This window comes from Desulfuromonas carbonis (assembly GCF_054658035.1).
In genome coordinates this window covers 613,547-635,091 of sequence record NZ_BAAHXR010000003.1, presented here as the reverse complement: position 1 = coordinate 635,091, position 21,545 = coordinate 613,547, and the positions used below count along the sequence as shown (strand labels likewise).

Genomic DNA, 21,545 nt, shown 5'->3' with positions numbered 1-21,545 from the left:
ACATCAGTAGATGGCGCCAGGCACCAGGACGCGCCGGGCCCTTTCGCGCAGATTCGTGATAACCGCCCGTTCCGCCTAGTGCTTGTGCTTGGCGAGAACTCGGCGCACTTCCGTTTTGAGTTCGGTCAGATCCGAGCTCTTGACGACATAGGCGTCGGCCAGCCAGGAGGAGAAATCATCCTTGTAGCAGTTGAAGGCGGTGCAGAGGATGACCGGCAGCCCCTTGCGGTCGCGGACCACCTTCTGCAGCAGCTGCAGTCCGCTCTCGCCACGCATCTGGATGTCGAGGAGGAGCAGGTCGTATTCCTTCTCCAGCAGCAGCTGGGAGGCTTCTGCGCCACTGCCGGCGGTGTCGACCTGGTACCCCTCATCGGTCAGCTCGGCGGCATAGAGATAGCGGATGTCCTGCTCATCATCGACGACGAGAAGACGGGTCATGGGGTTCCTCCTTGGGCGGTGGCGAGAAAAATAGTGAATACCGTTCCGGCTGCGGTGCTCTCGATGGAAAAGCGGGCACGGTGGGCGGACAGGATGCGGGCACAGAGCGACAGCCCGAGATGGCTGCCGGTGACGGCGCTGCCGGGCGTCAGGTCGCTGGCCGCCTGCAGGGTCGCTGCGTCGAGGGGAGGGCCGTTGTCGCGCAGGGCAATTTCTATCCCGTCCGCGCCGGCGCGGGTAGCGAGGGTGACTTCCCCCCCGGCGGGGAGCCGTTCGAGGAGGTTGTTGAACAGGGCCCGCAGGCAATACCCGATTTTCTTGTAGTCCAGTTTGACCTGGGGCAGTGCCGGCGCGAGGTCGAGGTGACTCTCCACCCCGGCCATTTCCAGGTCTTCCTTCAGCCCGGCGTAGACGCCGGTCACCAGCTGATTGACATCCCAGAGGTCGAGGGTCGGGTGGAGGGATTCGGAGTGGACCAGCACCTCCTGCAAGACATCCTCGAGGCGACGTGCTTCGCGGACAATCGATTCAATATGGCGCCGTTTCGGGTCATCGGCGGGGGTGTTGCGAATCAGGGTGCGGGCGAAACCGCCAATAATCGTCAACGGATTGCGGATGGAGTGGGCAATGTTGGCGGCGATATTGCCGACCAGGGCCATCTTTTCCATGCGGACGATGGTCTCCTGTTGTTCCTGCAAGCGCTGGTTGGTCTCCTGGGCGCGCACCAGTTCCCGCTGCAGGCGCTCATAGAGCGCTGCCCGCTCAATAGCAAAAGCCATCGGCAGGGCAAAGGTTTCCAGGGACTGCAGATCCTCCCCGGTAATCGGCCGGCCGTTGACGATGTTGTCGGCGAGGAGCAGACCGACCCGGCGATTCTTGCTCACCAGGGGAACCATGACCAGCTCCGCGACCCCCAGGGCCTCGCGCTGCGCCAGCGGGAGGCCCGGCTCCTGCCAGAGGTCCGGGATATGTCGGGAGAGCTGGCTGGTGAGGGTCTGGACAAAGGGATGGTCTTCGGCGGTCAGCGGGACGGAGAGGGTTTCGAGCAGATCACGGAAGCGCTCCCGCTCCGTGGCCATTTTCTGTTCGAAAAAACGCTGGGCCATTTCCCGCAGGGTCAGATCGCGGTCTTCCAGTTCCTTCCAGATCTGTGCCGCTTCTTCCCGATGGCGCGGTCCGACCGCAAAGTATCCCTTGAGGTGGAGGCGGCTGCGGTCGACCAGCAGCAGGATCGCCCGGTTCAGGCCGAAGCCCTGGCCCGCCGTGATCGCGGTGAGGGCCATGGCGATGACCTCGTCCATGTCGACAGAGGTCTGCAGCACCAGGCCGACTTCATGCAGGAACTTGATCTCCCGGCCGCGGATTTCGAGCAGGCTCTGCTGGTCCTGGAGCCGGGCCCGCAGTTGAATGATCTCTTCGATCGCGTAGGGGAATACTTCGCCCAGGTTGCCGCTCTCCTCGGGCGGGAGACTCAGGTCGTTCAAAAGGCGCGGGCACTCCAGGCAGCAACTCAAAAACCGCTGTTTGCGGTCGAAGAGGAGGTGTTCCCTCCCGGGAGGGATATAGGGGCAGTCGCCTGGGGCGATCTGCTCATGGGGCCAGCAGCATTCGGGCGGCACAAAATTTCCCTTCAGGGCGGGTGCTAATGGAGAGGCTTTCGAACCCTGGAATTATAGCAGGGGGGGGATGCGTTGCAATGGCGGGGTTTGCTCCGCTCCGGCAGGCCGTGACCCTTGCGCCCTGCGCCCAGGAAGTGGCATATTGCCTGGATGGAAAAACGCTATCGCACCTTTTCCGCCGAGCTCAAGGAGCATTTTGGCGGCCGCATTCACAAGATCTCCGTCGACGCCGGTTTCGCCTGCCCCAACCGGGGGGATTCACGGCAACGCCCCGGCTGCCTCTTCTGTGACCCAGGCGGGTCGGGGGCGGTCGGTATCGAGCGCCGGCTCGATGTTGCCAGCCAGGTTGAAGCGGGCAAGGAGGTCATGTCACGCAAGTACAAGGCAGACCGCTTCCTCGCCTACTTCCAGCCTTTTTCCAATACCTTCGCGCCTGTGGAGCGGTTGCGCTCCTGCTATGACCAGGCGCTGGCGGTGCCGGGGGTGGTCGGGCTGGCCGTCGGCACCCGCCCCGATTGTCTGCCGCCGGAGGTTCTCAAGCTGCTCGCCGCCTACCACCGGCAGACCTACTTCTGGCTCGAACTCGGGCTGCAGAGCAGCCATGACCGGACCCTCGACCGGCTGCGCCGTGGCCACGATTACGCGACCTTTCTCGCGGCCTTTGCCGCTGCCCGGCAGCGCGGGCTGCGGATCTGTGTCCACGTCATCCTCGGGCTTCCCGGGGAAGACCGGGCGGCGATGCTGGCGACCGCCGATGAACTGGCCCGGCTGCGGGTCGACGGCGTCAAGATTCACCTTTTGCATGTGCTGCGCGGGACGCCGCTGGGCGATCTGTTTCAGGCCGGTGAGGTTGCGGTGCTTGAGCAGGAGGCCTATGTCGCTCTTGCCGCCGATTTCCTGGAGCGGCTCCACCCGCAGACGGTGGTCCAGCGCCTCACCGGCGATGGCCCGCGGGAGCTGCTGCTGGCGCCGCTCTGGTCCCTCAATAAGTGGGAAGTGCTCAATGCCATCGATGCTGAACTGGAGCGCCGCGGCAGCCGGCAGGGGGATGCCTGCCGGCACCGCCAGGAGTTTCCGGGAGGGGGCTCTGGGGGGGCTGATGGTGGCGAGGTCAGGAGGCGGCGCGGGTGACGCCGACCGCCGGATCGGGATGAAGCTGCGCCTCGGAGCTGCCACCCCAGGAGATCAGGAGGAGCGAAGCCCAGGCCAGGCCAACGAGAAGGATAAGGATACGTGTCATAGCGGGCGTAAAAATACGCCCACTGCGGACAAAAATCAAGGGCTAATCCGCCTGAATTGCGCTCCCCGCGCCCCTTGCCTCGCCGGTACCGACCATGGTAACGTCCTTCCCCGGCTTCCATTGCCATTCCTGCCCGTTCCTGGTATCAAAATTTCCGGAGTCAGTCGGTCATGCATATCAACGATCTCAACCCGCCGCAGCAGGCCGCGGTACGGCATACCGAGGGGCCGCTGCTCCTCCTGGCCGGGGCCGGGTCGGGTAAAACCCGGGTCATCACCTGCCGGATCGCCTACCTGCTGGAACAGGGGGTGGCGGCGGAGGAGATTCTAGCGGTGACCTTTACCAACAAGGCGGCCCGGGAGATGCGCGAACGGGTCAAGGCGATGGTCGGCCGCAAATCGGGGCAGGGGATGGTCATTTCCACCTTCCACTCTTTGGCGCTGCGGATTCTGCGTGCCGATATCGAGCGGCTCGGTTTCAAGCAGAACTTTTCCATCTATGGCAGCGCCGACCAGGAGCGTCTGGTGCGCGACCTCACCCGCGACCTGTTGGCAGAAGGGGTGCGCTGCGATCTTGACCGGGTCCTCTGGCTGATTTCCGACGCCAAGAACCGCCTGATTACCCCGACGGAGTTCACTGCCGGCGGCAGCGACCCGGAGCGGCTCCTGGCCGCCCAGGTCTATCCCCGTTACCAGCGCGCCCTCAAGGCCTTCAATGCGGTCGATTTCGATGATATTCTGCTCCTCGCAGTACGCCTGCTGCGCGACGATCCGGCAGTGCGCAGAGCGTGGCAGGCCCGCTTCCGCTACATCATGGTCGATGAATACCAGGATACCAACGCCGCCCAGTATCACCTGCTGCGCCTCCTCTGCGAAGAACATCGCAATCTCTGCGTGGTCGGGGACGACGACCAGTCGGTTTACGGCTGGCGCGGCGCCGACCTCGGCAACATCCTCGATTTCGAAAAGGATTACCCCGGCGCCCGGGTCATCAAGCTGGAGCAGAACTACCGCTCCACCGGGAACATTCTCGCCGCCGCCAACGCGGTGATCCGGAACAACACCCGGCGCAAGGAGAAGGTGCTCTGGACCGCCGGCGATCCCGGAGAGCCGGTGCTGAGCCTCTGCTGCGAAGACGAGGAGGATGAGGCGCGCAGTGTCGTCGAGCAGATTCATGCCGAACGATTCCGTCGCAACCTGCAGTACCGGGACTTCGCCATTCTCTACCGCACCAACGTCCAGTCCCGCGCTTTCGAGGAGCAGCTGCGCTTCGAGAATATTCCCTATGTCCTGATCGGCGGCCAGCAGTTTTTCGACCGCAAGGAGGTCAAGGACGCCCTCGCCTATTTTCGGGTCCTGGTCAATCCGCGCGATGAAGTGAGCCTGCTGCGGATTCTCAACTTCCCCCGGCGCGGCATCGGCGAAACGACGGCAGACGTTTTAATCCAGGCCTCCGCCGCCCAGTCCCGTCCCCTCTGGGAGGTCATGCGGCAGGTGAGTGAGCTGGATGAGCTGGGGGAAAAGGCGCATTCCGCTGTTGCCGGCTTCGTCGAGTTGATGGAGAGATTTCGCCGGCAGTTTCGCAAGCCGCTGCGCCTGGTCGAGACGGCCCGCGAGCTCTTTGCGGAAATTGGCCTCGAAAACGAAATTTATCGTACCGCCAACGATCCCCAGCAGGGGAAACGGCGCGCGGAAAACCTCGCGGAGGTCCTCAACGCCCTGGCCGGTTATGTCGAACGGGAAGGGGAGGCGAGCCTGGCGGGATTCCTCGACAAGGTCTCCCTCCTCGATCAGGACGAGCCGGTACGCAACGACAAGGAACACAAACTGGCCAGGGACGCCGTGGTCCTGATGAGTCTGCATTCCAGCAAGGGGCTCGAATTTCCCCAGGTCTTCCTGGTCGGTCTGGAGGAAGGCTTCCTGCCGCATCGCAAGTCGATGGAGGCGGGGGCTGATCTCGACGAGGAGCGGCGTCTCTGTTATGTCGGCATCACCCGGGCCCGGCAGCGCCTGGTACTGCTCCATGCCAGGCGGCGCAAGAAGTATGGCAAGCTCGAACCGCGCACCCCCAGTCCTTTTCTGGCCGAATTGCCGGAGGGCAGTATTGAACGTGGCACCAGTGAAGGCAGGCCGCAGCTTCCCCCGGAAGAACAGGAGCAGATGGCCAGCGATTTCTTTTCCCGAATGCGCAACATGCTCGGCGAATAAACTCCTTTCCCTCTTCTCAGCAAGGCCGTTCTCCTCACCCCTCTGCCATATCTGGTCTTTTCTGCCTCCAGGTCACCCTATGGGCGCCAATTCGCCACCGCGAAGACATGGTCATCCGTGGGCTTCCGCCATTCAGAGGTGCCCCCAGCTAATTGGCGGCACCGCACCGGGATCAAGTTGGATTATTCTTGATTAATCGTGACTTTCTTTGCTTGACAGGGAAAATTTCCATGGTAGACAGGAGTGAACGTAGTTATGAAATTGTTCATGAGGAGGGGGCGTTGTTGTGGTTGTTCTCGGTTCGGTTTTTGTCGAAACTCTTCCCTTGTCCGATTGGCCTATAGTGTCGTTTTATAGTCTTTTTAGCGGGTTATCGCTGGTGCCGGCTAGCAAAGGGTAAAGATTTTTTAATTCCTAATTAGCAATTTCAAATTGTAGTCATTATGTTGGCACACAGCGTGCTTATATCCACAGGAGCCAATCCATTATTTGCGAATAAATATTTTCCCCACTCCCGGCATACGGGTAAGCCACGGTCGAGCGGTTTTTGACTGGATAATCTGGCAGCAACCGGTAGCGAAACAGGACGCTACTGGCAATATCCCGCATTAAGGGAAAATGAGTTTAACTTTGTTTTGAATGAACGTCCTTCCCCGGGTTGATTTCTGGTTTGAGCAGATCGAAACACGGGGACCGGCTTTGAATTCCCAGCCATCACGTCAAGGAGGCAACATGAGGATTTGGCAGCGATTGACAATCTGCGCAGCGGTATTTCTGCTGGCCCTGGGGGCGGCGGGTCAGGCGCTGGCGGTCTCGGTGTCGGGGCGCTCGAGCACCGAACTCGAATGGTACGACGACGCCCAGGGCGACACCGCCCTTCCCGCCTACGAGTACCTGCTGCTCAACGTCAAGGATCTCGACGGCGCCGGGCTCAATTTCCGCGGCTACGGCCGCCTCGGGGTCGATCTCAACGACGAGGTCGACGCCGACAGCCGCCTCTACTACGGCTACCTGGAGAAGAAGGGGCTGGTCAAGAACCTCGACGTCAAGCTCGGCCGCCAGTTCATCGCGACCACCGCCGGCGCCTCGCTGATGGACGGCCTCTACCTCGACTACAACAACCTCGGCCCCCTCAAGGTCAGCCTTTTTGGTGGCGGCGACGTCGCCTACTACAGCGGCTACAGCGCCAAGGACCTGATCGGCGGGCTGAAGCTGTCCGGGAGTTTCTTCGACGGCCTCCACCTCGGCGTCTCCTACCTGCAGCGCTGGAGCGACAGCGAACTCGCCAACGAGATGTTCGGTTTTGATGCCGACTACGACTGGCGCAACCTGCTCCACCTCTACACCGAGGTGCAGTTCGACTACCTGACCAACAGCGTCTCCTACTTTCTGGCCGGGGCCAACTACCATCGCAGCGAGACGTGGAACCTGCGCACCGAGTACCTCTACTCGCTGCCGGTCTTCTCTTCGGCCTCGATCTACTCGGTCTTTGCCGTCAGCGAGTACCAGGAGCTGATGGCCGAATACAACGTTCGGCTCGGCGAGGGCTTAAGGGCCTTTGGGCGCGGTACCTGGGAAATGTACCAGGATTTCGACGACGCCTACGTCTTCGAGGCCGGGGTCGAAAAGATCCGCACCGAGCGCTTTGCCGGCTACCTCTCCGGGGTCTGGCGTGAGGACGGCGACGGGCAGGACCTGCGCGGGGTGAAGCTGCACGGCTCCTACCTCTTCAACAAGTACCTGCAGGCCGGTGCCGGCGCCGAGGTTGACGTACTGCAGCGGCGGCTGGAAGAGACCAGCGACGACACCACCAGCAGCCGCTACTGGGTCGACGCCACGGCGTACCTGACCAAGAAGGTCAATGTCCAGGCAAAGCTCGAGCGGGTGGAGAGCGACCTGTACGACTACTACAACCGCGGCCGCGTCCGTCTTAACATCCTCTTCTAAGTCAAGGAGTGACGATATGATTCGAAGCCTGTTAGCCATCCTGGCCCTTGCCACCCTCTGGGCGGCGCCGGCGCTGGGCGCCCCATTCGACCACGCCACTCACCTGACCTATCTCGACGATGCCGCCTGCGCTACCTGCCACGTCGAAGGGGCCGAAGCGATCAAGCCGGCCGAGACGGTCTGCCTCGAATGCCACGAGAAAGCCTTTGTCGAAGAAGTTACCTTTCCGGGGCTGAAGACGCATGGCCCGGTCTGGGCCTTCAACCACCGTCCGGCCGCCAAGAATGGCGCCATCGACTGCAGCGCCTGCCACCAGCAGGACTTCTGCCTCGAGTGCCACAGCGACGCCGGGCGCGCCGACGAGATGGGGGCCTTTGGCAACGCCATGGTCAACGTCCATCGCAGCGACTTTCACGTCACCCACCCGATCGCCGCGCGCACCGACCCGCAGTTGTGCAGCAGCTGCCACGAGCAGAACTTCTGCCGCGAGTGCCACGAGCAGTTCGCCCCGGCCGACCTCGCCCTCGACTCGCACCGGCGCAGCTGGAGCGACCTGACCGTTTCCGGGACGCCGCACGAGACCTTTCCCGCGAACAGCTGCCAGACCTGCCACCCGAACTCGGTGCTGCCGTCGCACGAATGGTCGAGCCGGCACAGCCGCGAAGCGCGCAAGAACCTGGCGACCTGCCAGGCCTGCCACCCGGACGGGGATATCTGCCTCAAATGCCACAGCGCCAAGAGCGGGCTGATGGTCAACCCCCATCCGAAGGACTTCAGCGATTTCAGCGGCCGTCTCGACCGGGCCAGCGGCGGCAAAACCTGTCGGAAATGCCATTAATTACATCCTTAACCCACGCATAGGAGGTTTGCATGCGAACCACGAAGCTCGTCTGTTTAGCCCTGTCAGCGTTGCTGGCCCTGACCTTCTGGGGTTGCGGCAGCAACCGGGATTCCGGTGGCAATCAGACCACAGCGGAAGCCGGAACCTTTGGCAGCGACTCCACCGGCATCAAATTTGTCGGCGCCGGCACCTGTATCGGCTGCCATCAGGACTTTACCTGGAGTGCTGACGCAGTCCAGGCCTACCTCGGTAGCAAGCACGTAATGCACAGCACCCATATCACCGCTGCGTCCGGCGACACCTGCCTCGGCTGCCATGACCCGATCGGTGACAGCAAGAGCCTCGAGCCCTATTTCCAGGAATTCCTCGTTGCCAATCCCGAGTTGCTCGCTGCCTATGTGCAAGCGAATGGCGAGGGGCCGATTCCTGCCACCGGCCTCGCCGCCATCGGTTGTGAAAATTGTCATGGTGCCGGCGGCCAGCACTATGGGGTTGGCCCGATCCCTGCGGCCACGCCCGATTACAACGCCTGCGGCCAGTGCCACAATGCCAATTTCGACCACAACAGCCATCACCCCTATGCAGACAACATCGTCGAAAATTACAAGATGAGCGGCCACATCAAGTCGATTGAGACCGCTCATGGCACCCCCGCCGAGTTGCGTGCTCGCTGCGCCCGTTGCCATTCCGACGAAGGCTACCGGCTTTATGCGCCGGAGACCGTGGGTCTTGACAGTGACGGACTGAAGGCGGCACTCGATCCCAAGGCGCCGTTGACCAACATCTCCCCGGTCCAGTGCCGGACCTGTCACGATCCCCACTCAGGTGAACTGCGTGCCAGGGCAACCACAACGAATGTGGATGACGACGGCGATGCGGCGACCCCGCGGGTGACCAAGGTCTCCTTCTCGGCCTCCTTCAACCTCTGTATCAGTTGCCACATGAACTTCCTGACCGCGACCTGGGATCAACCGGCTGGAAAGTTCACCTACAAGCAGACTGCCGGCAAGGTGTTGCAGCATAGTGGCGCCGGGACCCAGGGGCATTTTGACGATCCGGCCACCCCGGTAGTTGAAGGCTTCAACATCAACGCCGCTGACGAAAACGCCTGCCTCTACTGCCACGATCCCCATGGGGCGACCAAGTTCGCTCAGCCCTTCGCTGCCGGCATTGCCGAAGAGTGGGGCCAGGCCAAAGGCTTCCATGGCGACTACAAGGGACCGGCCTTTGAACATGGCTGTACTCCTTGCCACAGCCCCCTCGGCCTGGTCGAACTGACCCAGGGCGCGGCCTATTCGGAAGTTGATACCGAAGTGGGCGTTATCGGCTGTGTCGCCTGCCACGATCTGCAACAGAAAAATGCCGCCGGTACCGCCTTTGAACTCGGCTCCCGGCGCAGTATCGAGTTTGCCTTTGACAACGCCCGCACCCTCTATGCTGCGGAAAAGGCTGCCGGCAACAATGCCGCGACCCTGGAAACCGTTCAGGGCGTGGAAGACAACGCGCTCTGCCTGACCTGCCACTCGGGTCGCGAGTCGACCGCCTCGGTCGATGCCAAGATCGCCAAGTCGGCCGGTCCCTACAGCTTTACCAACATCCACTACCTGGCAGCCGGAGCGACCCTGTTCGGTACCCAGGCAAAAGGGGCGTACGAGTACGCCGGCAAGTCCTACTCCTCCAAATTCGAGCATGTGGCGTCCAACGACCTCTGCGTCGAATGCCACAACGTCCACTCCGGGGAACTCTTCCTGACCAGCCCCGGCTTCGGACCGACCGGTTGCGATACCTGCCATAGCGGCGTTGTTTCCACCGGCGACTACGAGTCCGATGTCCTGGCGGTCCGTGCCATCCGCATGGCCGGCTCCATCGCCGACTACGACGGGGACGGCAATAGCACGGAAGGGATGTACTACGAAGTCGCCGACATGATCGCCAAGCTTGAGGCGACCCTCAATGCCGACGGCCTCCTCTATCAACCGGCCAGCTACCCCTACTTCTTCCCGGTCGGCACCACCGATTTCAGCCGACCCAATGCGGCTAAATTAACCGCCAAGCAGCTGCGTGCCGCCTACAACCTGCAGGTCGCTTCCAAAGATCCGGGCGCTTACGCCCATAACGGCACCTACATTATCGAAATTCTCTACGATTCCATCGAGGATATCGGCGGTGCCGCCGCCGTGGCCGGCCTGACCCGCGATGCATCCGGCCACTTTGATGCCGCCGGCGAGCCGTTCCGTCACTGGGACGGCGACGGGGAAATGAGCACCAGCTGCGCCAAGTGCCACTCCTCGGAAGGGGCTGCCGCTTTCTTCACCAACGGCACCGTGACCGCAGCCGATTTCACCGAGTACACCAAGGGGATCTCTGCCGGCCTCTCCTGTGAAGCCTGCCATACCGCACCCTTCGAGGGCGCCGTGGCAAGCCCTGCCCGTCGTCAACCGGCAGAAGTCACCTTCCCCTCCGGGGTAGTCCTCGACGCCACCAACGCAGCTCCCTTCTTTGCTGACGACAGCAAGCTCTGCATGACCTGTCACCAGGGGCGCGAGTCGATGAACACGGTCGACAACAAGATCGCGGCCGGCAGCTTTGGCTTTACCAACATCCACTACTTTGCCGCTGCCGCATCCTTCTTTGGCGACGAGGTCAAGGGTGGCTACCAGTATGCCGGCAAGACTTACGCCGGGCGCATGAGCTTCCCGGCACAGCATGGCACCTTCGGCTTCACCACCTGCGCCGGGTGTCACATGGCGGATGCGCCGACCCATGACTTCAAACCGGAAGTAACCAAATACTGTGCCGGTTGCCACGGCTTTGCCGGGGCTGGAACCGAAGCCAAGGACCTGGGTCTGGGCATCAACAGCAATTACAATGACATCCTCGCCCTCAAAGACCAGCTGCTGGAAGTTATTAAGGCTTCGGGTGTGAACGCTCTTCCCGGCTACCCTTATTTCAGCGGCATCACCAACGCTGCCCAGCTCAAGGCGGCGTACAACTGGCAGGTGGCCGACAAGGAGCCTTGTGGCTACATTCACAACCCCGATTACATCAAGCAGTTGCTCTATGACGCCATTGTCGATCTGAGCGCCGCTGCCACGACTCCGGTGGTGGCCCGCCCCTGACGGTCGCGCGGTTGGCCTCCTCCGGGGTTTCTGCCCCGGAGGAGGCCGTGTTTGAACGCAACATGTTCTGTCGATTGATCCAGCATGTCCACTAGCAACGACCGTGGAAGGGAGTCCCCCTTCCAGGATATCCAGGTGGTGCCGTTGCCGGTGCCAGCAAGGCTCCGGCAACCAACTGTCCCTAAACAACGGAGGTAATGATGGCCAGGTTCAGGTTGGTGAGTGCAGTTCTGCTGTTAACGAGTATGACTTTCCTATGGGGTTGTTCTAACAGCGATGACAAAAAGGCAGTGGTGCAGAATTTTGCCTCCGCTGCCGCCACCAAGGACATCGCACCAGGGTCGGTATGCGCCAATGGCGGAATCTATGTCTACACCGGGGTCGATACCAACGGCAACGGTATTCTCGACGATGCTGAAATCAAAAATTCAATCCCCGTTTGTAACGGTGTCGATGGAGCGGACGGTGCCGACGGCGCAACTGGACCGACCGGACCTGCCGGACCGACCGGACCGACCGGAGCGGATGGACTGACCTCGCTGATCCTGTTGACTGATGCGCCGCTGACGGTCTGTAGTGTCGGTGGTGTCCAGATTGATACTGGTATCGACAGCGATGGCAACGGGGTCCTTGATGCCGCCGAAATCGATCAGACCAAATTTGTCTGCAACAGCAACGAACCTGCTGTCGCCGCCGTCGAAGCTGAGTCCTGTGCGGTCTGCCATGCTACGACCGGTGCCCAGCACCAGGCGTTCTACGACCAGTTGTATCAGGATGGTGTCATTACACTGTCTAACGTAGCCTACTCCAATGATGGCACCAACGACATCGTTACCTTCAACATGACCTCGACCAAAGCGGACGCGGCTGCCGATTGCACCGCCGTATCGAATCTCAATATCTACTGGGTGCCGTTCGACGGCGCCAAGTTCCAGTTCAACCCGGCCGCCAATAGGCTCTCCATCAAGGGGACGCTGACAAACAATGCCGGCGTCTGCACCAGCACCAAGGCTCAAACTGCCGCGGGTGACCTTGGGGCCCAAAATGGCGTCGTCGTCGTTTACGGCTACGATGACCAGGTCGGTTCCTTGCCGCCCTCCCGCGTCAAACTGGTAAAATACCCCTATGCCGGTCTGGCCAAAACCGGAACCGTTGGGTACGTCTCTGCCGCCAATAACGCGGGTTGCGAGAAATGCCACAGTGTCCCCTTTCTCAAACACGGCAACATCTATGGCGAAGTCGGTCATGATCCCAGCACTGATTTCCTGACCTGCAAAGCCTGTCACCTCGACAATGGCGAGGGTGGTCATTTCGAATGGCAACTTGCCGTTGATGACCCGGCCCTGTGGGTTAAGAGGGCCAAAGGCTTAACGACGGCTGCGGAAGATGCTGCTATCGCCGCCCAGTACGCCTACCAAACCAGCCTCATGAACGATGTGCATATGTCGCACGCCATGGAATTCCCCTATCCCCAGTCCATGGCCAACTGCGTGACCTGTCATGAAGGCAAGATCAATGTCATCCTGGCGGATGCCAATTTCAAGCTCGAGACATGCAAGAGCTGTCACCCGATGAATGGTGGCACGGATACTGCCGATGCCAATGGTAATTTTAAATACGACTTTACAGGTATCGCGCTGAACACCCTCATCCCTCATGCTTTTGATGCGGCGACGGTATGTAATTCTTGCCATAGTGCCACTGGCACGGCTCCTGTCTTCAGTGCCATCCACACGGGCTTCGATACCGCTATTTACGACGCGGCCGGCGCCAAGTACGCCAAGGGGATCACCGTCTCCATCGACGCCGCTACCTTGACCGGCACGGCTCTCAAGATTGACTTCAGCGCCGCCGGAACCGTAGGTGCTGCTGTTGCCGCCAATATCGTCCCCACCGTTTACGTTGCCGGCTACGGCTACGACACCAAAGACTTCATCATTTCCAACCACGACCGCGACGCCGCTCGTAATAGGATCGGGGAATTTACCCTCGATGGGACCAGCACCAACCCCTACTTCTCAAACGTCGTGAACCCCGGGGATGGCACCTGGTCGGTGACTTTCGACACCAGTGTGTTTGATACGAACAATATGGTCACCGACGGCATCGTCAAGCGGCTGGAAATTGCCGTTGCACCCTCCTTGACGGTAAATGGCGTTAAGGTTGGTCTCGATGCTCCGTCCAAAACCTTCAACCTGGCTCTCAACGCCTTTGAAGACGACTTCTACAGTGGGGCCAACGCTCTGGTCAATGTTGAGACCGGCTGTAACAATTGCCATGATCAGCTGGCCACGACCTTCCACTCTCCTGACCGGGGTGGCAACATTATCGTCTGCCGCATGTGTCATACTACCATGTCCGGTGGCTCGCACCTGGAAATGCAGTCGCGCTCCATCGATTCCTACGTTCATGCGATCCACTCGTTCCAGGCGTTTGATCCGGGCGATGTCGACTTTAACGACCCGGTCGAAGCCCTGCACTATGAGGATCACACCGAGCTTTTCCCGTATCCCACCCACGGGATCGAGAACTGCCAGTCTTGCCATGCGGCAGGGACCTTCAATGTGCCGAACCAGGCCAATTCACTTCCCGGCCTGCATTCAGCCGCGGATACCCTGAACAAAGACAGAAATATCGGCGCGGTGCCGAGTTATGTCACGGGTCCTGCTTCCCGCGCCTGCGGTGGTTGCCACCGCGCGCAAATGATTAACGAAGATGCGGCCGGTGATCTGGCGGCATTCAACGCGCATGTGAAAACCAACGGCTATCTTGTTCAAAATGCCGCGGGCGTTCTCGATGCCGTAATCGCAAAGATCATGGCCATGTTCCAGTAAACCCTGACCAGCGGTGGACTCTGGTCCATCGCCACGCGTAAACAGAAGGCGGGCCTTTCGAGGTCCGCCTTCTGTTTTTAATTATCCTAACTTAACGTCGGAAAGTTCGGCTTGACATCCCCGGTGTGATTCTATTAACTGACCATAATCAACTGCCTGCGCGGTAGCTGGCAGTCATTGAAATAATTGGAACCGCAAAAAAGGGCCGTCTATGACTAACCTGGGAACAATCGGTTTCGTCGGCGGCGGAAACATGGCCGAGGCCCTGATCAAGGGGCTGCTCCAGGGGGCGTTTCCTGCCGAAAAAATCAGTGTCTCGGAACCTGGCTCCGATCGGCGCCAATTCCTCGAAAAGCGCTACGGAATACGATGCATTGCCGACAATTTAAGTTTGGTACGGGATTCTTCGCTGGTGGTCCTGGCGATCAAACCACAATTGCTCGCCGAGGTGGTCGGCGACTTTGCCGCCGCATTCAGCGGCGAAAAACTGATGCTGTCGATCCTGGCAGGAGTCACCACTGCAACACTGGAAGCCTGTTTCGACGGCCAGCCGCGGGTGGTGCGGGCGATGCCGAATACGCCGGCCCTGGTCGGAGAAGGGGCGACGGCGCTCTGCGCGGGACGCTTTGCATCTGTCGATGACCTGGCCGCCGCCCGCCACATCTTCGAGGCGGTTGGCAGCGTGCATCTGGTCGCCGAATTCCAGATGGATGCCGTCACCGGGCTCTCCGGTTCCGGGCCGGCCTATGTCTTCACAGTGATCGAGGCGCTGGCCGACGGCGGTGTCCGCGAAGGGCTGCCGCGGGAGACGGCCCTGCAGCTGGCGGTGCAGACGGTGCTCGGTGCCGCGCGCCTGGTCAAGGAGAGCGGCGAGCATCCGGCGCTGCTGCGCGACAAGGTCTGTTCGCCGGGCGGGACGACGATCGCCGCGGTCCAGGCCCTGGAGGATCGGGGGCTGCGCGGGACGCTGATGGCGGCGGTGGCGGCCGCCACCCGGCGCTCGCGGGAACTGGGCAAAAAATGAAAACGGGGCTGGTCGTGAGACCGGCCCCGCTTTCATTCTGGGACCTGATTAGGTCTGATTCTCAGCTATGACACATTCTGTCGCACAGGGAGCATAGAGTTTGGCCATGGAACTCATGAATAACAAGGAGGTTAGCATCCATGGCCATCAATCGTATCCAGTTCCAACCGGGGCTGAGCTTGGCTGATTTTCTCAAAGACTATGGTACGGAGGCCCAATGCGAGGCGATCCTTGAGCACTCGCGCTGGCCCCAAGGATTTGTCTGTCCAGCATGCGGTGCAAGCCGCGCGGTCCAGTTCCGGCGAGGACAGTCGAACATCTTCCAGTGCTGTCGCTGCCGCAAACAGATCTCGCTGATCTCCGGAACGATTTTTCATGGGAGCAATCTACCGCTGACCCAGTGGTTTCTGGCCCTCTACTTCATGACACAAGGCAAGTCCGGCCTGTCGATGCTGGAGTTGAGACGAATGCTGGGTTTGAGCTACAAAGCGGCTTGGCGGCTCAAGCACAAGCTCATGCAGGCGATGTTCGAGCGCGAAGAGACAACGGTTCTGGCCCAGCGGGTCGAGATCGACGACGCCTACTTGGGCGGGGAACGCTCCGGCGGTAAGGTTGGTCGCGGTTCGGAGAACAAAGTTCCCTTCATTGCGGCAGTGGAGACCAGTCACGAGGGCCATCCGCTGCGAGCTGTTTTTAGCCGGGTGACGACCTTCAGCAGCCATGACGTTGATCAATGGGCCAAGAATCACTTGGCACCGACGGCGCTGGTCGTTTCTGATGGCCTGAATTGCTTCCGCGCCGTCACCAAGACTGGGTGCTACCATCAGCGAGAGGTGGTTGGTGATCAACGCAGAAGTACCGACATGGGCTGCTTCCACTGGATCAACACCATCCTGGGCAATCTTAAGACGGCCATGGCCGGAACGTATCATGCGTTTGACTTCGACAAATATGCGCATCGCTATCTGGCCGAGTTTCAGTACCGGTTCAACCGGCGGTTCGATCTGCGCAGCATGCTGCCAAGACTGCTGTTCGCCTGTGTCTCAATCGGCAAGCGGCCCGAGGCCTGGCTTCGCCGAGCTGAGAATTGGACCTAATCAGGTTCTGGGATGAGATGGAAACTTATTCGAAGCAGCCCATGCTGCGCTGCTTGTTGATCTCAAGGTGACGTTTTTCGCACCAGACGTGGCCGAGTTGCGGCGCTTCCCCGGTCGGTTTGAGCATCTTGGCCTTTTTGCAGTCGAGGCAGTGATTGGCCCGCTGACCCGGTCTGGGAACGAAACAGGGCATCGGCCGGTTCTTCCCCATCTGGACGCTGCGCTGGCTGCACCAGACGGTTCCCGGCGAGGGTTTGCCGCCCCCCGGTTTCTGCTCGTGCCCCTGCTTGCAGCTGCCACAGAGATTGGGCATGATTGCTCTCCCTTTCTTTCACAGCATTTAACCCTGCGTCCTCTTTCCTTTCATAGATTGTGCCAGATAATCACTCCCGCTTCCTGCTGGCCGTGTTGAGCGCTTCGAAGCGGGCGATCTGCTCAGCCATGCTCAGTTTCCTGCCGCAGTTCTGGCGCAGGCAGAGACGACAACGGTCGTCACTGCACCACTGGCAGTGGGCGCAGTCCGGGCAGGGGTGTTTCTTCTCCATGGCTGACTCCTTGCCACCAGTCTAGCCGTTACCTCGAGCCTTGGGCAAGGGGGGCGAGCAGCTGCCGCCGCTGGCGCTGGAGATAGGCCACTTCGCAGAGTTCGGCGGTGAGCAGCAGAAAAATGGCGATGGCGACGCCCGGCAGGGGGAGCGGCCAGAGGGTCAGCAGTCCCCAGGCGAGGAGGAGCAAGGCACTCTTGTAGATGGTCGAGCGGCCGAGCAGGGAGGTTCGATGCTGGCCGGTGAACCAGCCGCGCAGCAGGTTGGCGGCCCCGTAGAGGAGGGGGTAGAGGGCGCAGGCGGCCAGGGGCAGGGCAATATAGGCACGCATTGCCGGATCAAGGCCCATGATCTCGCCGAGAATCGCCCGGTTCAGGGGCCAGGCGGCGATCACCAGCAGCAATGCCAGTGTCCCGCCGACCCAGCAGCTGAAACGGACCAGGGCGCGAAAGTCGCCGGCCGTTTCAACCAGGGTGAGGTAGGCCTGTTGCAGGTTGCGCATCGGCCCGGCGAGGAGAAAGAGAAAGCCACGGATGACGCCAAAGGCGGCGAGAGCCAGGGGGCCGTCGGGAAGGCGGCTGATGATGGCGTTGATCAGCAGCGGAATCGTCTGCTGCAGGCAGGAGGAGTAGGCGAGGGGAAAGGCGAAGCGCAGGATCTCCCAGGTCCCCTTTTCGTCGGCGGTCGCGTCCGGGATTTCACAGCGCCAGGCAAAAGCGCCCATGAAGAGGGTTTCGGTGGCGACACAGGCGAGCAGGGCGAAGGCCCCCAGTTCGGCGCCGGCAAACCAGCGGGCACCGCCGGCCAGGAAGATAAAGAGGCCGCCGATGCGCACCGCGGTGGCGAAGGAGACCAGGGCGGTGCGGCGAGCTTTGATCACCAGCCCCTGAAAGAAGCCGCGGAAACCGGTGATGAAGGGGAGCGCGACGAGCATGCCGAGGGCGGAGCGAGCGGCCGCGGCGATCTCGTCCGATACCCCGAGGAAGCGTTTGAGGACGAGGTCACCGATCGGGGTAAAGGCGACCAGGGCGAGCATCACCGAAACGTAGCAGGCGACCAGGACGACAAAACGAACGGTCCCGCGCAGCGAGCGACGCCCGCGCACCATGGCGATGGTGACGGTGTGGTTCTGGTAGGAGGGGGAGGCGAGAAAGAGGTGCAACACCATCGCCACCGAAAACCCGGCGAGGGCAGTAATGTAGTCGTGCTGGCGGGCGAGAAAAGCGTTGATCACCGAGTGGGAGACGCTCATCAACTGCACGTTGAGGAGGAGCGGGAAGAAGAAGAGGGCGATCTCCCGTTGGCCGAGGCGGCCGCTGTGGGTCATGATTCGATCCCGGGGAAGAGTTGCAACAGCGCCTCCGCACTGTCGACCTGAAAGTCGGCATCGATACCTCCCCGCTCCCCGAGTCCCCAGCGGCAGAAACAGGTTCGAACACCCGCCGCCTGCCCGGCGCTCAGGTCGGTATGGTGGTCGCCGATCAGGACGGCGTCGGTTGCCATGACGCCGAGTCGCTCCAGCGCCCATCGCACCGGCACGGGCGACGGCTTCTTCTCCTCGCAGCTGTCGCCGCCGACCACGACCGGGAAATAGTGGTCGAGCTCCAGTCCGCTCAGCAGCTTCCGGGTCAGGCCGTGCGGTTTGTTGGTGACGACGGCCAGGGGCTGCTGGCGATGGCGCGTCAGGAACTCAAGGATGCCGGGGTAGGGGCGGGTGGTGTCGAGGAGATGTTCGCCGTAGAGAGCGAGAAAGCGTTGCAGCTGTGCGTTGCTGAAGAGTCCCGCGGGAAGGGCGCGCTTTACCAGGGCGGTCGCGCCGTCGCCGACGTAGCTGCGCACGGCAGCCGAATCGAGAGGGGGGAGGGAGCGCTCGTGGCGCAGCAGGTTGACCGCCGTCGCCAGGTCGGCGAGGGAATCGACCAGGGTGCCGTCGAGATCGAAAAGGAAAGTGGTCGGTTGCTGCATCAGCCCTCAGCGCTGGCGCTCACCGAAGATCGCGGTACCGACCCGCACCAGGGTCGCCCCCTCCTCGATGGCGACCTCGAAGTCGTGACTCATCCCCATCGACAGTTCGGCCATCTCCAGGTTCGGCAGACCCTGGCCGGCCAGCTCGGTGGCCAGTTGCCGCAGGCGGCGAAAATAGGGGCGCACCCGCTCCGGGTCTTCTTCCCAGGGGGGGATCGCCATCAGCCCCCGGACCCGCACCCCGGGTAGCTGGGAAACCTGGCCTGCCAGCTCCATTAGTCCGGCGGCATCGCTCCCCGCCTTGCTCGCCTCGCCACCGAGGTTGACCTCGAGCAGGATGTTGGCGGGCTTTTCCAGTCGTTGCCATTGGCGGCTGATCTCCTGTGCCAGGGAGAGGCGATCGACGGAGTGGATCAGCGCCACCTTGCCGCGCAGGTATTTGACCTTGTTGCTTTGCAGCGCGCCGATGAAATGCCACTCGACCGGGGCCTGCACCACTTCGGCCTTGGCGCAGAACTCCTGCACATAGTTCTCGCCGAAAAGGAACTGGCCGGCGCGGGCCGCTTCTTCAATCATGGCGGCCGGCTTGGTCTTGGAGACGGCCAGCAGGCGCACCGACTTAGGGTCACGTCCGGCACGGCGGCAGGCGGCGTCGATGCGCTGATGAATCAGCTGAAGATTGGCGGCGATGGACATAGGAAACGATTCCGGCTTGAGAGGTCAGGGAACCGGCGCTGCGAAGAGCCGGATGGCGCCGAGGCGTTCCAAAAGGTCGACGACTTCGCAGAGGGGGAGGCCGACGACATTGCTGTAGCTCCCCTCGATGCTGCGCACCATGAAGGCCCCGATCCCCTGGATCGCGTAGGCCCCCGCCTTGTCAAAGGGTTCACCGCTGGCAATGTAGCCCGCGATCTCCTGCTCTGTCAACTTCTTGAAATAGACCGTGGTGGCCACGGCGCCGGTGCTGGTGACGCCGCTGGCGCGGTCAAGGACGGCATAGCCTGAAAGAACCCGGTGGCTGCGGCCGGAGAGGGAGCGCAGCATGGCGGCGGCTTCCGCCGCGTCCCGCGGTTTGCCAAGCAGGGTCTCGTCGCGCAGCACGATGGTGTCGCTGCCGAGGAACCAGCGCCCGCTCACCTCTTCGCGGCTGGCGACTTCCCGCGCCTTGTCGCTGGCGAGGCGCACGACGTGCTGCTCCGGGCTCTCGCCGGGAAGGAGCTCCTCCGGCGCATTCCCCGCAACCACGGCGAAGCGGATGCCGAGCTGGGCGAGGAGTTCCCGGCGCCGGGGGGAGGCCGAGGCGAGAACCAGTTGCGGGGGATTACTCATGGCGGTCCTCCGCAGTTACCTGCTGCCACCAGGGGGCGAGATCGGCCAGGGCCCGTTCGGCCATGGCGAGGCGGCGGTCACTGCGCTTGCGGTGACGCCCTTCCAGGGGCGGAAAGAGTCCGTAGTTGACGTTCATGGGCTGGAAGGCCTGGCTGTCGGCGGTCGCCAGGTGGGTGAGCAGGGCGCCGAGGGCCGTCGTCGCCGGTGGCAGCGGGATCGGCCGGTGTTGCAGAAAGCGGGCGGCGAAGATGCCGGCGAGAAAACCGCAGGCGGCCGATTCGACGTAGCCCTCGACCCCGGTGATCTGACCGGCCAGGAAGAGCTGCGGCCGCCCCTTGAACTGGAGGGTTGGCTCCAGGCAGGCCGGCGCGTTGATGAAGGTGTTGCGGTGCATGCTGCCGAGGCGGGCGAATCGGGCCTGTGCCAACCCCGGGATGGTGCGCAGGATGCGGCGCTGTTCCGGCCAGGTCAGCTTGGTCTGGAAGCCGACCAGGTTGAAGAGGCTGGCATGGGTGTCATCCTGGCGCAGCTGGACGATGGCAAAGGGCTCGCGGCCGGTGCGCGGATCGGGGAGGCCTACCGGCTTCATCGGTCCGAAGGCGAGGGTCATGTCGCCGCGCTCGGCGAGCGCCTCGATCGGCATGCACCCCTCGAAATGGACGACCTTTTCGAACTCCCGTCCCGGTACCTTTTCGGCCGCCCGGAGGGCGGCGACAAAGTCGAGGTATTCCTCCTTGGTCAGGGGGCAGTTGACATAGTCATCGCCCCCCTTGCCATAGCGCGAGGCCTTCCAGGCGATGGAGAAGTCGATGGAGTCGGCTTCGACAATCGGGGCGATGGCGTCGTAGAAATAGAGATGCTCACTGCCGGTGAGGCGGGCAATCTCGCGAGAGAGGGCTTCGGAGGTGAGCGGTCCGGAGGCGAGGATGACGATCCCCCCGGTCGGAATTTCGGTCACCTCTTCGCGCACCAGTTCAATCTGCGGGTGGTCTTCGATGCAGCGGGTCAGCTCCAGGGCGAAGGCCTCGCGATCGACGGCGAGGGCGCCGCCGGCAGGGACCGCGGTGGCGTCGGCGGCCTGCATGAAGAGGGCCTGGCAGCGGCGCAGCTCCTCCTTCAGGCAGCCGACGGCGTTGTTCATGCCGGCGCCGCGCAGGGAATTGGAACAGACCAGCTCGCCGAGGAGCGGCGAACTGTGGGCGGGAGAAAAGCGGTGCGGCTTCATTTCATAGAGACGCACCCTGGCGCCCTGCGCCGCCGCCTGCCAGGCGGCTTCACAGCCGGCGAGTCCGCCGCCGACGATGGTGATATCCGGTTCAGTCATCGATTTTCACAGCGTC

18 protein-coding genes are annotated in these 21,545 nt (G+C 62.0%); 8 read left to right on the top strand and 10 right to left on the bottom strand.

From position 1 onward, the window contains the following. Positions 1-75: 75 nt before the first annotated feature. Complete coding sequence (locus ACYQ8E_RS09860; protein WP_066728722.1) at positions 76-438, bottom strand: response regulator; 363 nt, start codon at positions 436-438, stop codon at positions 76-78. Beyond that, positions 435-2,057, bottom strand: a complete 1,623-nt coding sequence (locus ACYQ8E_RS09855) for a sensor histidine kinase (RefSeq protein ID WP_066728721.1) — start codon at positions 2,055-2,057, stop codon at positions 435-437. The genes ACYQ8E_RS09860 and ACYQ8E_RS09855 overlap by 4 nt, the downstream gene beginning before the upstream one ends. A gap of 150 nt (positions 2,058-2,207) precedes the next feature. Between ACYQ8E_RS09855 and mnmL the strand changes: the two genes are divergently transcribed. Next, positions 2,208-3,188 carry a tRNA modification radical SAM protein MnmL/YtqA gene (gene mnmL, locus ACYQ8E_RS09850; protein ID WP_459860856.1) on the top strand — a complete coding sequence of 327 codons (981 nt, stop codon included), beginning with the start codon at positions 2,208-2,210 and terminating at the stop codon, positions 3,186-3,188. Here mnmL and ACYQ8E_RS09845 read toward each other — a convergent pair. Beyond that, positions 3,169-3,297, bottom strand: coding sequence for a hypothetical protein (locus tag ACYQ8E_RS09845; RefSeq protein ID WP_257722361.1), 129 nt, complete (start codon positions 3,295-3,297; stop codon positions 3,169-3,171). The two genes, mnmL and ACYQ8E_RS09845, sit on opposite strands and share 20 nt — an antisense overlap. A 170-nt stretch (positions 3,298-3,467) precedes the next feature. On the opposite strand from ACYQ8E_RS09845, the gene ACYQ8E_RS09840 reads away from it, so the two are divergent. The 7 genes from ACYQ8E_RS09840 (at position 3,468) to ACYQ8E_RS09810 (ending at position 16,366) form a co-directional block, all read left to right on the top strand. Further along, on the top strand, positions 3,468-5,504 hold the full coding sequence (locus ACYQ8E_RS09840; RefSeq protein WP_459860854.1) for an ATP-dependent helicase: 2,037 nt from the start codon (positions 3,468-3,470) through the stop codon (positions 5,502-5,504). A 732-nt stretch (positions 5,505-6,236) separates the two neighbouring features. Next, positions 6,237-7,451, top strand: a complete 1,215-nt coding sequence (locus ACYQ8E_RS09835) for a hypothetical protein (protein ID WP_459860852.1) — start codon at positions 6,237-6,239, stop codon at positions 7,449-7,451. Positions 7,452-7,467: 16 nt separating this feature from the next. Then, positions 7,468-8,289 carry a cytochrome c3 family protein gene (locus ACYQ8E_RS09830; RefSeq protein ID WP_459860850.1) on the top strand — a complete coding sequence of 274 codons (822 nt, stop codon included), beginning with the start codon at positions 7,468-7,470 and terminating at the stop codon, positions 8,287-8,289. Between the two features lie 32 nt (positions 8,290-8,321). Beyond that, a complete protein-coding gene (locus ACYQ8E_RS09825) occupies positions 8,322-11,411 on the top strand; it encodes a hypothetical protein (RefSeq protein WP_459860848.1) in 3,090 nt (1,029 codons plus the stop codon). 200 nt (positions 11,412-11,611) lie between these two features. Continuing rightward, positions 11,612-14,245, top strand: a complete 2,634-nt coding sequence (locus tag ACYQ8E_RS09820; RefSeq protein WP_459860846.1) for a DUF7151 family protein — start codon at positions 11,612-11,614, stop codon at positions 14,243-14,245. A 211-nt stretch (positions 14,246-14,456) separates the two neighbouring features. Beyond that, entirely contained in the window at positions 14,457-15,269 is an 813-nt protein-coding gene (proC, locus tag ACYQ8E_RS09815) for a pyrroline-5-carboxylate reductase (RefSeq protein WP_459860842.1), read from the top strand. Positions 15,270-15,409: 140 nt separating this feature from the next. After that, positions 15,410-16,366, top strand: coding sequence for an IS1595 family transposase (locus ACYQ8E_RS09810; protein WP_459860839.1), 957 nt, complete (start codon positions 15,410-15,412; stop codon positions 16,364-16,366). Between the two features lie 25 nt (positions 16,367-16,391). Here ACYQ8E_RS09810 and ACYQ8E_RS09805 read toward each other — a convergent pair whose 3' ends face one another. The 7 genes from ACYQ8E_RS09805 to trmFO all read right to left on the bottom strand — a co-directional run bounded on the left by ACYQ8E_RS09805 (position 16,392) and on the right by trmFO (position 21,529). Then, positions 16,392-16,679 (bottom strand): hypothetical protein, encoded by a 288-nt coding sequence (locus tag ACYQ8E_RS09805; protein WP_066728708.1) that lies wholly within the window; start codon positions 16,677-16,679, stop codon positions 16,392-16,394. A 70-nt stretch (positions 16,680-16,749) separates the two neighbouring features. Then, positions 16,750-16,911 carry a hypothetical protein gene (locus tag ACYQ8E_RS09800; RefSeq protein WP_197463665.1) on the bottom strand — a complete coding sequence of 54 codons (162 nt, stop codon included), beginning with the start codon at positions 16,909-16,911 and terminating at the stop codon, positions 16,750-16,752. 28 nt (positions 16,912-16,939) lie between these two features. Beyond that, complete coding sequence (locus ACYQ8E_RS09795) at positions 16,940-18,238, bottom strand: MATE family efflux transporter (RefSeq protein ID WP_459860836.1); 1,299 nt, start codon at positions 18,236-18,238, stop codon at positions 16,940-16,942. Then, the gene (locus ACYQ8E_RS09790; protein ID WP_459860834.1) at positions 18,235-18,876 is read right to left on the bottom strand and encodes an HAD-IA family hydrolase; all 642 of its coding nucleotides are present in this window, start codon (positions 18,874-18,876) and stop codon (positions 18,235-18,237) included. The genes ACYQ8E_RS09795 and ACYQ8E_RS09790 overlap by 4 nt, the downstream gene beginning before the upstream one ends. A 6-nt stretch (positions 18,877-18,882) precedes the next feature. Then, on the bottom strand, positions 18,883-19,572 hold the full coding sequence (locus ACYQ8E_RS09785) for a YggS family pyridoxal phosphate-dependent enzyme (protein WP_459860832.1): 690 nt from the start codon (positions 19,570-19,572) through the stop codon (positions 18,883-18,885). A gap of 24 nt (positions 19,573-19,596) precedes the next feature. Beyond that, a complete protein-coding gene (locus tag ACYQ8E_RS09780) occupies positions 19,597-20,205 on the bottom strand; it encodes a Maf family nucleotide pyrophosphatase (protein ID WP_066728700.1) in 609 nt (202 codons plus the stop codon). Further along, positions 20,198-21,529 carry a methylenetetrahydrofolate--tRNA-(uracil(54)-C(5))-methyltransferase (FADH(2)-oxidizing) TrmFO gene (trmFO, locus tag ACYQ8E_RS09775; protein ID WP_459860830.1) on the bottom strand — a complete coding sequence of 444 codons (1,332 nt, stop codon included), beginning with the start codon at positions 21,527-21,529 and terminating at the stop codon, positions 20,198-20,200. Before trmFO ends, ACYQ8E_RS09780 begins: the two co-directional genes overlap by 8 nt. Positions 21,530-21,545: the final 16 nt, after the last annotated feature.

Coding starts and splice junctions, on each gene's coding strand:
- ACYQ8E_RS09860 (WP_066728722.1), bottom strand. CDS start 438: ATGACCCGTCTTCTCGTCGTCGATGATGAGCAGGACATCCGCTATCTC.
- mnmL (WP_459860856.1), top strand. CDS start 2,208: ATGGAAAAACGCTATCGCACCTTTTCCGCCGAGCTCAAGGAGCATTTT.
- ACYQ8E_RS09845 (WP_257722361.1), bottom strand. CDS start 3,297: ATGACACGTATCCTTATCCTTCTCGTTGGCCTGGCCTGGGCTTCGCTC.
- ACYQ8E_RS09840 (WP_459860854.1), top strand. CDS start 3,468: ATGCATATCAACGATCTCAACCCGCCGCAGCAGGCCGCGGTACGGCAT.
- ACYQ8E_RS09835 (WP_459860852.1), top strand. CDS start 6,237: ATGAGGATTTGGCAGCGATTGACAATCTGCGCAGCGGTATTTCTGCTG.
- ACYQ8E_RS09830 (WP_459860850.1), top strand. CDS start 7,468: ATGATTCGAAGCCTGTTAGCCATCCTGGCCCTTGCCACCCTCTGGGCG.
- ACYQ8E_RS09825 (WP_459860848.1), top strand. CDS start 8,322: ATGCGAACCACGAAGCTCGTCTGTTTAGCCCTGTCAGCGTTGCTGGCC.
- ACYQ8E_RS09820 (WP_459860846.1), top strand. CDS start 11,612: ATGGCCAGGTTCAGGTTGGTGAGTGCAGTTCTGCTGTTAACGAGTATG.
- proC (WP_459860842.1), top strand. CDS start 14,457: ATGACTAACCTGGGAACAATCGGTTTCGTCGGCGGCGGAAACATGGCC.
- ACYQ8E_RS09810 (WP_459860839.1), top strand. CDS start 15,410: ATGGCCATCAATCGTATCCAGTTCCAACCGGGGCTGAGCTTGGCTGAT.
- ACYQ8E_RS09805 (WP_066728708.1), bottom strand. CDS start 16,679: ATGCCCAATCTCTGTGGCAGCTGCAAGCAGGGGCACGAGCAGAAACCG.
- ACYQ8E_RS09800 (WP_197463665.1), bottom strand. CDS start 16,911: ATGGAGAAGAAACACCCCTGCCCGGACTGCGCCCACTGCCAGTGGTGC.
- ACYQ8E_RS09795 (WP_459860836.1), bottom strand. CDS start 18,238: ATGACCCACAGCGGCCGCCTCGGCCAACGGGAGATCGCCCTCTTCTTC.
- ACYQ8E_RS09790 (WP_459860834.1), bottom strand. CDS start 18,876: ATGCAGCAACCGACCACTTTCCTTTTCGATCTCGACGGCACCCTGGTC.
- ACYQ8E_RS09785 (WP_459860832.1), bottom strand. CDS start 19,572: ATGTCCATCGCCGCCAATCTTCAGCTGATTCATCAGCGCATCGACGCC.
- ACYQ8E_RS09780 (WP_066728700.1), bottom strand. CDS start 20,205: ATGAGTAATCCCCCGCAACTGGTTCTCGCCTCGGCCTCCCCCCGGCGC.
- trmFO (WP_459860830.1), bottom strand. CDS start 21,529: ATGACTGAACCGGATATCACCATCGTCGGCGGCGGACTCGCCGGCTGT.